General features: G+C 70.8%; 16 protein-coding genes, 1 other RNA gene and 1 riboswitch. Of the genes, 8 read left to right on the top strand and 9 right to left on the bottom strand.

What is annotated here, in order from left to right; translation table 11 throughout:
- Positions 1–41 precede the first annotated feature (41 nt).
- From HWX08_RS15185 to HWX08_RS15170, 4 genes are all read right to left on the bottom strand, one after another.
- Positions 42–710, bottom strand: coding sequence for a ParA family protein (locus HWX08_RS15185; RefSeq protein WP_069257329.1), 669 nt, complete (start codon positions 708–710; stop codon positions 42–44).
- 135 nt (positions 711–845) lie between these two features.
- Positions 846–1,259 (bottom strand): DoxX family protein, encoded by a 414-nt coding sequence (locus tag HWX08_RS15180; protein WP_174920564.1) that lies wholly within the window; start codon positions 1,257–1,259, stop codon positions 846–848.
- A 149-nt stretch (positions 1,260–1,408) separates the two neighbouring features.
- Complete coding sequence (locus HWX08_RS15175; RefSeq protein ID WP_174920565.1) at positions 1,409–1,549, bottom strand: hypothetical protein; 141 nt, start codon at positions 1,547–1,549, stop codon at positions 1,409–1,411.
- An 82-nt stretch (positions 1,550–1,631) separates the two neighbouring features.
- Positions 1,632–3,134 carry a cobyric acid synthase gene (locus HWX08_RS15170; protein WP_174920566.1) on the bottom strand — a complete coding sequence of 501 codons (1,503 nt, stop codon included), beginning with the start codon at positions 3,132–3,134 and terminating at the stop codon, positions 1,632–1,634.
- 74 nt (positions 3,135–3,208) lie between these two features.
- Here HWX08_RS15170 and cobU point away from each other — a divergent pair, with 74 nt between their 5' ends.
- Genes cobU through HWX08_RS15150 form a run of 4 tightly spaced genes read left to right on the top strand, consistent with a single transcriptional unit; the run spans position 3,209 to position 6,627 of the window.
- On the top strand, positions 3,209–3,763 hold the full coding sequence (gene cobU, locus HWX08_RS15165) for a bifunctional adenosylcobinamide kinase/adenosylcobinamide-phosphate guanylyltransferase (protein ID WP_174920567.1): 555 nt from the start codon (positions 3,209–3,211) through the stop codon (positions 3,761–3,763).
- Positions 3,757–4,701, top strand: a complete 945-nt coding sequence (gene cbiB / locus HWX08_RS15160; RefSeq protein ID WP_174920568.1) for an adenosylcobinamide-phosphate synthase CbiB — start codon at positions 3,757–3,759, stop codon at positions 4,699–4,701. Before cobU ends, cbiB begins: the two co-directional genes overlap by 7 nt.
- Positions 4,694–5,713: a threonine-phosphate decarboxylase CobD gene (gene cobD / locus HWX08_RS15155; RefSeq protein ID WP_174920569.1), complete on the top strand. Its 1,020-nt coding sequence runs from the start codon at positions 4,694–4,696 to the stop codon at positions 5,711–5,713. Before cbiB ends, cobD begins: the two co-directional genes overlap by 8 nt.
- Positions 5,710–6,627 carry a cobalamin-binding protein gene (locus tag HWX08_RS15150; protein WP_174920570.1) on the top strand — a complete coding sequence of 306 codons (918 nt, stop codon included), beginning with the start codon at positions 5,710–5,712 and terminating at the stop codon, positions 6,625–6,627. Before cobD ends, HWX08_RS15150 begins: the two co-directional genes overlap by 4 nt.
- A 105-nt stretch (positions 6,628–6,732) precedes the next feature.
- On the opposite strand, the gene cobC is transcribed toward HWX08_RS15150, so the two are convergent.
- Genes cobC through HWX08_RS15125 form a run of 5 tightly spaced genes read right to left on the bottom strand, consistent with a single transcriptional unit; the run spans position 6,733 to position 10,989 of the window.
- Positions 6,733–7,317: an alpha-ribazole phosphatase gene (gene cobC, locus HWX08_RS15145; protein WP_069257336.1), complete on the bottom strand. Its 585-nt coding sequence runs from the start codon at positions 7,315–7,317 to the stop codon at positions 6,733–6,735.
- Positions 7,302–8,078: an adenosylcobinamide-GDP ribazoletransferase gene (locus tag HWX08_RS15140; protein ID WP_174920571.1), complete on the bottom strand. Its 777-nt coding sequence runs from the start codon at positions 8,076–8,078 to the stop codon at positions 7,302–7,304. Before HWX08_RS15140 ends, cobC begins: the two co-directional genes overlap by 16 nt.
- Complete coding sequence (gene cobT / locus HWX08_RS15135; protein ID WP_174920572.1) at positions 8,068–9,123, bottom strand: nicotinate-nucleotide--dimethylbenzimidazole phosphoribosyltransferase; 1,056 nt, start codon at positions 9,121–9,123, stop codon at positions 8,068–8,070. Before cobT ends, HWX08_RS15140 begins: the two co-directional genes overlap by 11 nt.
- A gap of 52 nt (positions 9,124–9,175) precedes the next feature.
- Positions 9,176–9,994, bottom strand: coding sequence for an ABC transporter ATP-binding protein (locus HWX08_RS15130; protein ID WP_174920573.1), 819 nt, complete (start codon positions 9,992–9,994; stop codon positions 9,176–9,178).
- Complete coding sequence (locus HWX08_RS15125) at positions 9,991–10,989, bottom strand: FecCD family ABC transporter permease (protein WP_174920574.1); 999 nt, start codon at positions 10,987–10,989, stop codon at positions 9,991–9,993. Before HWX08_RS15125 ends, HWX08_RS15130 begins: the two co-directional genes overlap by 4 nt.
- A 159-nt stretch (positions 10,990–11,148) precedes the next feature.
- Positions 11,149–11,400, bottom strand: a riboswitch (cobalamin riboswitch).
- A 154-nt stretch (positions 11,401–11,554) separates the two neighbouring features.
- Here HWX08_RS15125 and HWX08_RS15120 point away from each other — a divergent pair.
- From HWX08_RS15120 to HWX08_RS15105, 4 genes are all read left to right on the top strand, one after another.
- A complete protein-coding gene (locus HWX08_RS15120; RefSeq protein WP_069257339.1) occupies positions 11,555–11,905 on the top strand; it encodes an ATPase in 351 nt (116 codons plus the stop codon).
- Positions 11,902–12,216, top strand: coding sequence for a cell division protein ZapA (locus HWX08_RS15115; RefSeq protein WP_011352906.1), 315 nt, complete (start codon positions 11,902–11,904; stop codon positions 12,214–12,216). Before HWX08_RS15120 ends, HWX08_RS15115 begins: the two co-directional genes overlap by 4 nt.
- Before the next feature lie 81 nt (positions 12,217–12,297).
- Positions 12,298–12,479: non-coding RNA, 6S RNA (ssrS, locus tag HWX08_RS15110), on the top strand.
- 71 nt (positions 12,480–12,550) lie between these two features.
- Entirely contained in the window at positions 12,551–13,012 is a 462-nt protein-coding gene (locus tag HWX08_RS15105) for an EVE domain-containing protein (RefSeq protein ID WP_021160795.1), read from the top strand.
- The last annotated feature ends 8 nt before the right edge of the window (positions 13,013–13,020 follow it).

Raw genomic sequence — 13,020 nt, 5'->3', positions numbered from 1 at the left:
CCTTTCTCGTTTCATCCTGCGCAGGCCCGGCGGCCGCGCGATCACGGCGCCTTGGCGGCCCGCTCCGTCTTCTCGGGCTTCGGCGCCCGGCGTTCGGCCCATTCCACGATCGGCCGCCACTGTTCGAGATCCTTCTCGACCCGGCTCTTCGCGACGTCCCACAGCGTGAGGCCGTGCGCGGCGATCTGCACGTAGTTCTGCGTGTCGCGCACGTAGCCGAGCACCGGCAGGCCGAGCCCTTCGACGAACCGGTGCAGCTGGTCCGACGAGCGCGTGCGCGCATCGACCCGCATCCCGACGATCCCGACCTCGACGCTGCCCTTGCGCACGGCCTTCTCGCCGGCGAGGCGCTCCAGAAACTGCTGCGTGGCGAGAATATCGAACATCGACGGCTGCAGCGGCACGATCACCTTGTCGGCCAGTTGTAGCGCGACGTTGAGCCGGTTGCCGTGCAAACCGGCAGGCGTATCGATCACCGCGTATTCGAGGCCGCGCGGCGGCTTCGTCGGCGCGTCCGGATCGAGCGCCCATGCCTCGATCGCCGGCAACCCGTGCGGCCGCAGGTCGAGCCACGCATGCGCGGACTGCTGCCGGTCCAGGTCGGCGAGCGCGACCCACGCGCCCTGCGCCGCGAAATAGCCGGCAAGATTGGTGGACAGCGTGCTCTTCCCCACGCCGCCCTTCGGATTCGCCACCACGATCACCGTCATGAATTCCCCCGAAAAAGCCGCGCGGCGCCCGCCGCATGGCAGGCGCCGCTCGATTGCGGATACAGGGAGCGATGATATCGGCAAACGGGGGGTCACCGGAACGGGTTGCGCCGTGCCGACGCGCTCGACGGTTGGTCAGGCACGCCGAACCGCCGCCTCCCGTGCGCCGAGCGCGAACGCCCCGCCGCCCAGCAGCGCCTGCACCGCGAGCGTGACGGCCCAGAACGCCGGATATTCCCAACCGCCGTGCGGCGACGCGAAGCTCCAGCCGTTCGGCAGATGCGTGGCGGTCGCGCCAAGCATGAACGGCAGCAGCACGAGCGCGGCGACGCGCACCCGGAAGCCCGCGAGCAGCGCCAGCCCGCCGGCCAGCTCGACGAACGTCGTCAGGTACGCGAGCCAGCCCGGCAGGCCGATCGACGCGAAGAACTGCGCGGTGCCGGGCAGCGTGAAGACGAACACCTTCTGCGCGACGTGCGCGAGGTACAGCACGCCGAGTGCGACGCGCAGCAGCGTGGCGGCGAAATCATTGTAGCGATTGGGGTTCATGGCGAATTCCTTCGAATGAGTGGATTGAATGGACTGCACTCTATTCGAATCGATTCGGCCGATAAACGCGTCGATTCGCTTTCACTGATTCCTGAAAGGAATGAATTGGAGCGTAAAAAAGGGGCATGACCGATCATGCCCCTCGATCGTCAGTAGCCGCTCTTGCCTTGCGCGGCGTCGCCCGAACCGGACTGGCCGCCGCCGGGCGCGTACGAATCGCACGCGTGCGCGATCGCCGACGCGCCCAGCAGCGCCGCGAGCAGCACGCTCCACCACCATCGAGCCTTCATCGTCGTACTCCTCCGGACGGACCTCCGCCCTCCTGTGTTGTACGCGATTCGGCGGAAAAAGCGAGGACGGCCCGGCAACCGGTCAACGAAACTCGGCGGACAGCGCGTCGAGGTCGAGATGGCTCGCGAACGTGTCGGCCAGCCGTTCGAGCGATGCCTCGCGCAGTGCCGGGTAGTCGATGCGTTGTGCGCCGTCGAGGCCGGCCCATGCGAGCAGTGCGGTGCACGCGTCGGGCGCGTCGAACAGCCCATGCACGTAGGTCGCGAGGATCTGGTCATCGGCAGACACCGCGCCGTCGGGGCGGGTGCCGCCCTGCGCGGCATCGGCGGCCAACGTCAGCGCGGGCGACGCGAGCGCGGGCCCGCGCGTGTCGCCCATGTGGATCTCGTAGCCGCGCACCGCGGCCCCGCCCGGCAGCGCGAGCTGCCCGGTCACGTTCTTCAGCGTCTTGTCGGGCTGCAGCGTCGTGTCGAAATCGAGCAGGCCGAGCGCCGGCACGCTGCCGGGCGCCCCTTCGAGGCCGAGCGGGTCGTCGAGCGTGCGGCCGAGCATCTGCATCCCGCCGCAGATGCCGATCACCTTGCCGCCGTAGCGCAGATGGCGACGGATCAGCGTGTCCCAGCCCGCGTCGCGCAGCCATGCGAGGTCGCGCTGCACGCTCTTCGAGCCGGGCAGGATCAGCAGGTCGGCATCCGGCACCGGGCCGCTCTTCCAGTACGTGAATTCGACCTGCGGATGCGCGCGCAGCGGATCGAAATCGGTGTGGTTGCTGATGCGCGGTAGCGCCGGCACGACGACGCGCAGCACGCCGGCGTCGCCGCGTGCGGCCGCGCTGCGCGCCTGCGCGGGCAGCATGTCCTCGGCGTCGAGCAGCAGGCCGTGCAGGTACGGCAGCACGCCGAACACCGGCTTGCCCGTCTGCGCGCGCAGCCAGTCGAGCCCCGGTTCGAGCAGCCTAATGTCGCCGCGGAAGCGGTTGATCACGAAGCCGCGCACGCGCGCGCGCTCGCTGTCCGACAGGCACGCGAGCGTGCCGACCAGGTGCGCGAACACGCCGCCGCGGTCGATGTCGGCCACCAGCACGACCGGGCAGTCGACGCGCTCGGCAAAACCCATGTTCGCGATATCGCCGTCGCGCAGGTTGATTTCGGCCGGGCTGCCGGCGCCCTCGACGATCACCGTGTCGTAACCGGCGCGCAGGCGCGCGTACGACTCGAGCACCGCGTCGAACGCGACCGGCTTGTAGTCGTGATATGCGCGCGCGTCGAGATTCATGCGCGCCTTGCCGTGAATGATCACCTGCGCGCCGCGATCGCTCGTCGGCTTCAGCAGCACGGGGTTGAAATCCGTATGCGGCGCGACGCCCGCTGCGAGCGCCTGCAGTGCCTGCGCGCGGCCGATCTCGCCGCCGTCTGCCGTCACCGCGCTGTTGAGCGCCATGTTCTGCGGCTTGAACGGCGCAACGCGCGCGCCGGCGCGGCGCGCGAGCCGGCACAGGCCCGCGACCAGCGTGCTCTTGCCCGCATCGGACGTCGTGCCCTGGATCATCAGCGTGCCGCGAAGCCGCGGGTCGGGTGCATTCATCGTGTCAGGATCGTCGCCAAGCAAAGGCCGCATTATCCCCCGCGCCGCGATGCCCGCGCCGTTACAATCACGCGATGATTCCGCACGACCTCACCTTCGTCCTCGGCGGCGCGCGCTCGGGCAAGAGCGCGCACGCCGAGCGGCTCGCCGCCGACAGCGGCCGCCCCGTCACCTACATCGCAACCGCGACCGCCGCCGACGACGAATTCGCGCGACGCATCGCGCACCATCGCGCGCGCCGGCCGGCCGACTGGGGGTTCGCCGACGCCCCCGTCGACCTCGCCGGCACGCTCGCACGGCTCGACGATCCGCAGGCGTGCCTGCTCGTCGACTGCCTGACGCTGTGGCTCACGAACCTGCTGTGCCCGGCCGACGGCGAACCGCTCGACGACGCGCAATACGCCGCACAGGCCGACCGGCTCGAACACGCGTTGCGCGGCGCGCGCGCGAAGGTCATCGTCGTCAGCAACGAGATCGGGCTCGGCGTCGTGCCGCTCGGGTCGGCCACCCGCCGCTACGTCGACGAACTCGGGCGCCTGAACCAGCGCGTCGCCGCGCTCGCGACGCACGTGACGCTGCTCGTCGCCGGGCTGCCGCTCGACCTGAAGCCGGGAGCGCCGTCATGCTGATGCTGTCGCTGCCCGTCGTCGCGATGTTCGCGGTCGCGGCCGCGATCGTCGACCGCGCGATCGGCGAACCTGCCGGCTGGCATCCGCTCGTCGCGTTCGGCCGCATGGCCGCACGCATCGAAGGCGCACTGAACACCGGCCGGCGCGGCCGCGTGGTCGGCGTCGCCGCGTGGATCGCGGCGGTCGTGCCGCCGGTCGGCGTCGCCGCATGGCTCGCGGCCGCGCTGCCGTGGCCGCTCGCGGCCGCGCTGCACATCGCGCTGCTGTGGTTCGCGCTCGGCGCGAAAAGCCTCGCCGACCACGTCGCGCCGATCGCGGCCGCGTTGCTGCGGCATGATCTCGGCGCCGCCCGCGCGCTGACCGCGCGGATCGTGTCGCGCGACACGAGCGATGCGGACGAAGGCGCGCTGTCGCGCGCGGCTGTCGAATCGGCACTCGAGAACGGCAACGACGCGATCTTCGGCGCGCTGTTCTGGTTCGTCATCGCGGGCGGCCCCGGCGCGCTGCTGTTCCGGCTCGCGAACACGCTCGACGCGATGTGGGGCTACCGCACGCCGCGCTTCCTGACCTTCGGCTGGGCCGCCGCGCGCCTCGACGACGCGCTGAACTGGATTCCCGCGCGCCTCACGGCCGCGAGCTACGCGCTGCTCGGCGACACGGCCGCCGCATGGCGCTGCTGGCGCACGCAGGCACGCCACTGGGACAGCCCGAACGCAGGCCCGGTGATGGCTGCCGGCGCCGGCAGCCTGAACGTGCAGCTCGGCGGCCCGGCCGTCTATCACGGCGAAATCGAGGATCGACCGGCGCTCGGCACCGGCGCGGCGGCAAGCGCCGTCCACATCGTCGCCGCGCTGTCGCTCGTCACGCGCACGCTGGCCCTGTGGCTCGCGCTGCTGGTCGCGAGCGGCGCACTCGTCATGGCCACCCATCATGTCTGATACCCGCATCGCGCACGGCGGCAACCTGCACGAAGCCGCCCGCCGCCACGGCATTCCGTACGACGCGTGGCTCGACCTGTCGACCGGCATCAATCCGGTCGGCTACCCGGTCCCGCCCGTCCCGGCCGACGCATGGCGCCGCCTGCCCGACGACGGCGACGGCCTCGCAGCCGGCGCCGCGCAGTACTACCAGGCACCCGACCCCGCGCACGTGCTGCCGGTGGCCGGCAGCCAGGCCGCGATCCGCGCGTTGCCCGCGTTGCTGCCGCCCGGCGACGCCGGCGTCGCCGCGCTCGCGTACGGCGAATACGCGCCGGCCTTCGCGCGCCACGGCCATCGCGTCGTCGCGCTCGACATCGGCATGGATACGCTGCCTACCGCGTTGCGCCACGTCATCGTCGGGAATCCGAACAATCCGACCGCCGAGTGCGTACCGACCGGGCGCCTGCTCGGCTGGCATGCGCAACTGGCGGCGCGCGGCGGCACGCTGATCGTCGACGAGGCGTTCGCCGATACGGGCGCGACGCCATCGCTCGCACCGCGGGTCGACCTCCCCGGCCTCGTCGTGCTGCGTTCGGTCGGCAAGTTCTTCGGGCTCGCCGGCATCCGCGCCGGCTTCGTGCTCGCCTGCCCCGACCCGATCGTCGCGCTGCGCGACATGCTCGGTGCGTGGACGGTCGGCGGCCCCGCCCGCCACGCGGTCGCCGCCGCATTCGCGGATCGCGCATGGCAGGCCGCCGCGCGCGAACGGCTCGCGGCCGACGGCGAACGGCTGGCCGCGCTGCTGCGCGCGCACGGCTTCGCGGTTCGCGCGACACCGCTCTTCAGCTGGACCGACGATCCGCGCGCCGCGGCGCTGCATGCGGCGCTCGCGGCACGCGGCATCTGGACGCGGCACTTCCCGACGCCGTCGAGCATCCGTGTCGGCCTGCCGGGCAGCGAAGCCGAATGGCAGCGCCTGGGCGACGCGCTCGCACACTGCGTGCCGCTGCTGCGACGGGAATCCGCATGACTGCGCGCATGATTCGCCGGCTCGCGCCGGTCGCGATGCTGACCGCTCTCGCTCACGCACCGCTCGCCCACGCCGATGTCGCGGCGCGCGACGACACCGGCAATACCGTCACGCTGGCGGCGCCCGCGCAACGCGTGATCAGCCTCGCGCCACACGCGACCGAACTGGTCTACGCGGCCGGCGGCGGCGCGAAGCTCGTCGGCACCGTCACGTACAGCGACTATCCGCCCGCCGCGCAGGCCATACCGCGCGTCGGCGACAACAAGGCGCTCGACCTCGAGCGGATCGCCGCGCTGAAGCCCGACCTGATCGTCGTCTGGCGGCACGGCAACGCCGAGCGGCAGACCGACGCGCTGCGCGCGCTGCACATTCCACTGTTCTTCAGCGAGCCGAAGCATCTCGACGACGTGTCGTCGTCGCTGCGCCGGCTGGGCACGCTGCTCGGCACGCAAGCGGCTGCCGATGCGGCCGCGGCCGCCTATGCGCGCGACATCGCGGCGCTGCGCACGCGTTACGCGGCGAAAGCGCCCGTGACGATGTTCTTCCAGGTATGGGACCGGCCGTTGATGACGCTCAATGGCGCGCACCTGATCAACGAGGTGATCGAGCTGTGCGGCGGCCGCAACGTCTTCGCGTCGCTCAAGCCGCTCGTGCCGACCGTCACCGACGAGGCCGTGCTAGCGGCGAATCCGGAAGCGATCGTGACGACGAGCGCCGGTGCGACCCGTTCGAACGAACCGCTGCCGAGCCTCGCGCGCTGGCGCGCTTGGCCCGCGCTGACGGCCGTCGCGCGCAACAACCTGTTCGCGATCGACGGCGATCTGCTGACGCGGCCGTCGCCGCGGATCGCACAGGGCGCGGCCGCGCTGTGCGAAGACCTCGATACCGCACGGACCCGGCGGCAGGCGCGCTGATGTCCGGCTGCTTGCGCGTTCGTCGCGCGCCGGTGCATGCTGCGCCCAGTGCACGACGCGAGAGCTGCTACACGCAGCGTCGTTCGCATGCTCGCGCCGTTGCGCCTATTCGTCCCAGTGCACGACGTCCCACGTTCGCGTGTCGCCATCCGCGCGCAGCCAGACGATACCGCCGGTCGGCACGGGCCGCGACAACAGCGTATCGAGCGGCACGCGCAGGACATGCGATGCAAACGCGCGGATCACGCCCGCGTGCGTGACCGCCCATTGCGGGCGGCCGAACCGCGCCACCGCATCGGCCTGCCGCGCGATCCGCGCGGCGAACCGCGCCACGCTTTCGCCGCCATGCGCGCACGCATGCATCAGGTCGGCCGCCCACGCGTCGAGCGCCGCGCGGCCGATATCGTCCCAGCGTTGCAGTTCCCACGCGCCGAAATCCATTTCCTGCCAGCCCGCATCGCACCGCAGCGGCACGTCGCATGCGTGCGCGAGCCGTTCGGCCACCGACGCGCAGCGTGTCAGCGGGCTCGTCCAGACCTGTTCGGGCAGCGGTGCGCGGCAGGCCGACAGGCGCTCGCGCACGGCCTGCGCGCCGGCGCCGGCCGAGGCGGCGAGCGGCACGTCGCTGCGTCCATAGCAGATGCCCGGCTCGACGCCGACGGCCGGATGACGGATCAGGACGACGTCCATCCGAGCACCACGAGATAAATCGCCAGTTCGCACAGTTGCTGCGCGAAGCCGAGACAATCGCCCGTATAACCGCCGATCCGCTTCACGAAATAGCGGGCGGCCCACGCGCGCACGAGCACGAGCGCGACACATGCGACGACACCCATGCGCCAGTCGGGCCAGAACAGCCACGGCAAGCCGAAGAGCGCCGCGACGCACGCCGCGCGTGCGCCCAGTCGCTGCGCGACCGGTTTCGCCTTGCCTTCCGGCCGCACGTAGTCGAGCGTCATCAGCAGGCTCACCGCCGCCGCGCGGCTCGCCGCGTGCGCGGCGATCATCGTCCATGCGGCGCGCAGCGGCAGCATCGACGCAAGCGCCTGCCACTTCAGTCCAAGCGAGATCACGAGCGCGACCGCGCCGAACGTGCCGATCCGCGAGTCGTGCATGATGCGCAGCACGTCGTCGCGCGTATAGCCGCCGCCGAACGCATCGCAACTGTCGGCCAGGCCGTCCTCGTGAAAGGCGCCCGTTGCGAGCAGCGTGGCGGCCATCGACAAGCCGACCGCGATCGACGGCGGCAACGCGCGCAGCGCGACGAGATAGACGAGCGCGCCCCATGCGCCGACCCATGCGCCGACGAGCGGGAAATAGCGTGCGGCCTGGTCGAGATCGCCTGCCGCATAGCCGATCGAGCGCGGCACGGGCACGCGCGTGAAGTAGCCGAGCGCGACGAAGAAGTAGCGCAGTTCGGCCTTCACACCGCGCGCGCGATCAGGCGTCACGATTGTCGACGCCGGCGGATTCGAAGCTCGCCATTTCCGTGAGGAACGCGGCCGCCGCGCGCACGAGAGGCAGCGCGAGTGCCGCGCCGGTGCCTTCGCCGAGCCGCAGGTCGAGCGCGAGCAGCGGCTTCGCGCCGAAATGTTCGAGCATGCGCCGGTGGCCGGCCTCGTGCGACGTATGCGAGAACACGCAGTAATCGCGCACGCCGGGCGCGATGCGCTCGGCGACGAGCAGCGCGGCGGTCGCGATGAAGCCGTCGACGAGGATCGTCATCCGCGCGCTCGCGGCCGCGAGATACGCGCCCGTCATCATCGCGATCTCGAAGCCGCCGAACGTCGCGAGCACGTCGAGCGGCGCGATCGCGTGCGAGTGCTTGACGAGCGCGCGGCCGAGCACCGCGCGCTTGTGCGCGAGGCCCTGATCGTCGAGGCCCGTGCCGCGCCCGACGCAGGCGTCGATCGGCACGCTCAGCAGGCGGCTCATCAGGCACGCGGCCGACGACGTGTTCGCGATCCCCATCTCGCCGAAGCCGATCACGTTCGTGCCGAGCGACGCATGCAGGCGCACGCGCGCCGCGCCGGCGGCGAGCGCCGTCATCGCGTTGTCGCGCGTCATCGCCGGCTCCATCGCGAAGTTGCGCGTGCCGCGCGCGACCGGCAGCGACACCAGCCGGTCGGACAGCGGCAACGGCGACGCAACGCCCGCATCGACGATCTCGAGCGTGCACTGCGCGACACCCGAGAACGCGTTGATCGCCGCGCCGCCCGCGAGGAAGTTCGCGACCATCTGCGCGGTCACCGCTTGCGGATAGGGACTCACGCCCTCGGCGGCAATCCCGTGATCGCCCGCGAACACGATCATCACCGGACGCTGCACGACCGGCCGCTCGGTGTGCTGGATCAGGCCGATCTGCAGCGCGATCGCCTCGAGATGGCCGAGGCTGCCGGGGGGCTTGGTCTTGTGGTCGATCACGTGCTGCAGGCGCTTGCGCAACGCGTCGTCGAGCGGCGCGATCGCGGGCGGGAAAGGGGTCGGGGTCGTCATCGAGAAGCCGGGTCGTTGGCGCGGCAGGCGCCGCGCATCGAAAAAGGAAACGTCATTGTCGCTCGGGCCACGCCGGCAGCAGCGCATCGCGGCCGTTCTCGCGGATCAGCACGAGCGGATAGCCGAACGCATCGCTCGCGCGCTCGGGCGTCAGCACGTCGTGCACCGGGCCGGCCCACGCGTGGCCGCGGCCGTCGAGCAACAACGCATGCGTCGCGAAGCGCCGCGCGAGATTCAGATCATGGCATGAGAACAGCACCGCGCGCGGGCCCGTGTCGAGCCACGCGGCCAGCGCGGTCAGGCAACCGATCTGGTGATGCAGGTCGAGATGCGCGAGCGGCTCGTCGAGCAGCATCAACGGCGCGTCCTGGCACAGCGTCGCAGCCAGCGCGACGCGCTGCCGCTCGCCGCCGGACAGCGACAGCACGTCGCGCGACGCGAGCGCGCTCAGGTCGAACGCCGCCAGCGCGTCGCGGGCGGCCGCGCGGTCGCCGTCGCGCTCCCAGCCCCAGCCGCCGAGATACGGAAAGCGGTTGAGCAGCACCGTGTCGAACACGGTCGCGCTGAAGGCGTCGTGCAGTTGCTGCGGCATCAGCGCGCGGCGCTGCGCAAGCTGCGCGGGCGGCCATGCGGCCAGCGGCCGGCCGTCGATCTCGACCTGTCCGCCGGCCGGCGGCTGCAGCCCCGCCAGGGTCGCAAGCAGCGTCGTCTTGCCCGCGCCGTTCGGCCCCGCGACGCACCAGATCTCGCCGGGACGAAACGCCCCGTTGAAGCCGTCGAGCAGCGTGCGCGCGCCGGCCTTCAGCGTCAGGTCGACGGCCGCGTAACTCGTCGGGCCGCCGGCAGCGGCAGGCAGTGCGGCGCGCGTCATCGCATCGGTCTCCTCAACAACATCCACAGGAACACCGGCACGCCGATCAACGCGGTCATCACGCCGACCGGCAGTTGCGCGGGCGCGATCGCGGTGCGGGCGAGCAGGTCGGCCGCCATCACGCCGCCGCCGCCCGCGAGCATCGCAGCCGGCAGCAGCATCCGCTGGTCGTTGCCGAACGCGAGCCGCAGCGCGTGCGGCACGACGAGGCCGACGAAGCCGATCGTGCCGGCCGTCGTCACCGCGGCCGCGGCGGCCAGCGACGCGACGAGATAGATCCGCACGCGCAGCCGCGCAACGGGCACGCCGAGCGCGAGCGCGGTCGCGTCGCCGCGCAGCAGCACGTTCAGTTGCGGCGCGGCCGGCAGCGCGACGCAAGCGGCCAGCAACAGCGCGCCCCACGCGAACCACGGCGCGCTCACGCCGTTCAGGTCGCCCGTCAGCCAGAAGATGATTCCGCGCAGCCGTGCATCGGGCGCGAGCGACAGCAGCAGCGTGACGAGCGCGCCCCACCCTGCCGCGATCACGACGCCCGTGAGCAGCAGCCGCGGCGATGCGTCGCGCGCGTCGCCGCGCCCCAGCTCGCGGCGCGCGAGGCCGAGCACGAGCGCGACCGACACGAGCGAGCCGGCGAACGCCGATGCGTCGACGAGCCACCATGCGCCGCCCGCGATCATCGCGACGAGCGCGAAGCCCGCCGCGCCGCCCGACACGCCGAGCACGTACGGCTCCGCGAGCGGATTGCGCAACAGCACCTGCAGCAGCGCGCCGGCCAGCGCGAGCAACGCGCCGCATGCAAAGCCCGCGAGCGCGCGCGGCAGGCGCAGCGTGCGGACGATGTCGGCGAACAGCGCGTCGCCGCCATGCGGCACGAGCGACGCGAGCGCCTGCCACGGCGACATCGGTACGCTGCCGATCGACAGCGACGCGACGAACAGCAGCGCGACCGCGGCGGCCAGCGCGGCCCAGATCGCGGCGGCGCGTGCGGCGCTCATGCCGCGCACGCCGCCGCCCACGACGTGCGGCGCGCGCGCTTGCGGCGGCCGGCCGGTCGTGACGTGAACGTCGCGCGGACGATTGGGGTCAGCATCGAAGAAGATTCCGTGAAGCGTGGCGCGCCCCGCCTCCCCGCGGGCCGCGCGTCATGAAGCCCGTGCGGGCTCCCCGTCTCGGCCGGTATCCGGGCTGGCGGCGGTCCGGCTCGCCTTCCCGCGCGATGACGCGCAGTGGCCCGCGTCGCGCGCACGACACCTGTACGCGAAACGCGCCCGAGCCGGCCTGCGTCACCGGACGCGGCCGCTTACCGTTGCGGGGGCAGCGCAGGTTGGCGGGCGTCCGGCGCCCACACCCTGCTTCCCGTTTAACCGCGCGTTGCACGCGCGAGCACCGAGGCGGCGCCAGTTTAGGAGCGGGTCGCGCGAGCGTCAAGGAAGCGTCCGGACACGCACGGCAAGCGCCGATTCGCGGCAAGAAGCCGGGGTGTTACGACTGGAAACGTTACAGATGTCGGATTGCGCGTTATTCCGCGCTAAAATGCTGGGTCTTTAGAGGACGCAGCAAATGCTCAACGAACTCGAAACCCTATCTCAAAATATTGGCCGTCTGATTTCGCTGAACAAGCGCTATCACTCGGAACGGCTCGCGCTCGAGGAGCAGGTCGCGCAAATGCGCGCGGAAGCGGACGCCGTCCGCGCGGAACTCGAGCAACTGCGCGACGAGCGCAATGCGCTCGCGGCCGAGCGCGACACGCTGTCGGCGAAGATCGACGACGCCCAGGTGAAACTGAACGCGATCCTCGAAAAACTGCCGCGCTCGAAAAGCGCGGAGCAGGCCGACAACCAGCTCGACCTGCTGGATGCGCAGGCGGGTGCGGATGGCGATGACGCGGCCAGCCACGGAGAACATGCATGAGCACCAAGCAGATCGAAGTCTCGATTCTCGGTCAGGCCTATCGGCTCGCCTGCTCGGCCGAGACCGAAGCGGCGCTGCTCGAAGCGGTCGCGCGTGTCGACGCCGAAATGTCGAAAATCCGCTCGAACAGCTCGGTGCGCGGCACCGATCGCATCGCCGTGATGGCGGCGCTGTCGCTCGCGTCCGAATTGCTGCGCCTGCAAACGAGCGTGCGGCACGGTGAAGCATTTCCGGCGGAGGAAATCCGTCGTACAATGCACCAGATGAACGAACAGCTCGGCGCGGTGCTCGCACAGCACGAAACCCAGTAACGTTTCAGTCGATGCGTCGATTCCCCTTGATCTCGGCGATCAACGGTGGTCAAATTGGCGCATCGAATCACAGTTCAGTCAGCTTCCCTGCCTGGTTCGCCAAGGTCATATATTCCTTGAACCAATGCCATGTGCACGGTTGCGGAAATTTGTAGCACGGGCGCGCGCGTCACTCTGTCTGATGTACCCGAAGTGCTGCTAACTGCGACCAATTCTGAACCTCAGGTTCAGGATGCCGGCCTAGCGGCCAAGGCGGGGGCCTATCCAACGGCATCGGGCGGAGCCCGGTGCCGTTTTCTTTTGTAGCAGCCTCTTTCTGCGTCGATCACGATCCATGCAATACTGGCTGATGAAGTCCGAACCGGACGAAGCAAGCATCGATGATCTCGCCAACGCACCGCAGCGCTCGCTGCCGTGGACCGGCGTGCGCAACTATCAGGCGCGCAATTTCATGCGCGACACGATGAAGATCGGCGACGGCGTGCTGTTCTATCACTCGAGTTGCCCCGAGCCGGGCATCGCGGGCCTCGCCGAAGTGTCGTCGACGCCCTACCCCGATCCCACGCAGTTCGATCCGAAAAGCCCCTATTACGATCCGAAGTCGACCCGCGAAGCGCCGCGCTGGCTGCTCGTCGACGTGCGCTACGTGAAAAAATCGCCGCTCGTGCCGCTCGCCGCGCTGCGCGAACACGACGAGCTCGCCGACATGCGCGTGCTCGCACGCGGCAACCGGCTGTCGATCACGCCGGTCACGCGCGCCGAATGGCGATTCATCACCGAAAAGCTGATGAAGTAGGCGCGCCC

This window comes from Burkholderia metallica (assembly GCF_902832845.1).
Classification (GTDB): domain Bacteria; phylum Pseudomonadota; class Gammaproteobacteria; order Burkholderiales; family Burkholderiaceae; genus Burkholderia; species Burkholderia metallica.
Note: the sequence above shows the minus strand (reverse complement) of the source record. Positions and strands in the feature narration are given on the sequence as shown.

Coding starts and splice junctions, on each gene's coding strand:
- HWX08_RS15115 (WP_011352906.1), top strand. CDS start 11,902: ATGAGCACCAAGCAGATCGAAGTCTCGATTCTCGGTCAGGCCTATCGG.
- HWX08_RS15180 (WP_174920564.1), bottom strand. CDS start 1,259: ATGAACCCCAATCGCTACAATGATTTCGCCGCCACGCTGCTGCGCGTC.
- cbiB (WP_174920568.1), top strand. CDS start 3,757: ATGCTGATGCTGTCGCTGCCCGTCGTCGCGATGTTCGCGGTCGCGGCC.
- HWX08_RS15125 (WP_174920574.1), bottom strand. CDS start 10,989: ATGAGCGCCGCACGCGCCGCCGCGATCTGGGCCGCGCTGGCCGCCGCG.
- cobT (WP_174920572.1), bottom strand. CDS start 9,123: ATGACGACCCCGACCCCTTTCCCGCCCGCGATCGCGCCGCTCGACGAC.
- cobD (WP_174920569.1), top strand. CDS start 4,694: ATGTCTGATACCCGCATCGCGCACGGCGGCAACCTGCACGAAGCCGCC.
- HWX08_RS15185 (WP_069257329.1), bottom strand. CDS start 710: ATGACGGTGATCGTGGTGGCGAATCCGAAGGGCGGCGTGGGGAAGAGC.
- HWX08_RS15150 (WP_174920570.1), top strand. CDS start 5,710: ATGACTGCGCGCATGATTCGCCGGCTCGCGCCGGTCGCGATGCTGACC.
- cobC (WP_069257336.1), bottom strand. CDS start 7,317: ATGGACGTCGTCCTGATCCGTCATCCGGCCGTCGGCGTCGAGCCGGGC.
- cobU (WP_174920567.1), top strand. CDS start 3,209: ATGATTCCGCACGACCTCACCTTCGTCCTCGGCGGCGCGCGCTCGGGC.
- HWX08_RS15130 (WP_174920573.1), bottom strand. CDS start 9,994: ATGACGCGCGCCGCACTGCCTGCCGCTGCCGGCGGCCCGACGAGTTAC.
- HWX08_RS15170 (WP_174920566.1), bottom strand. CDS start 3,134: ATGAATGCACCCGACCCGCGGCTTCGCGGCACGCTGATGATCCAGGGC.
- HWX08_RS15120 (WP_069257339.1), top strand. CDS start 11,555: ATGCTCAACGAACTCGAAACCCTATCTCAAAATATTGGCCGTCTGATT.
- HWX08_RS15175 (WP_174920565.1), bottom strand. CDS start 1,549: ATGAAGGCTCGATGGTGGTGGAGCGTGCTGCTCGCGGCGCTGCTGGGC.
- HWX08_RS15105 (WP_021160795.1), top strand. CDS start 12,551: ATGCAATACTGGCTGATGAAGTCCGAACCGGACGAAGCAAGCATCGAT.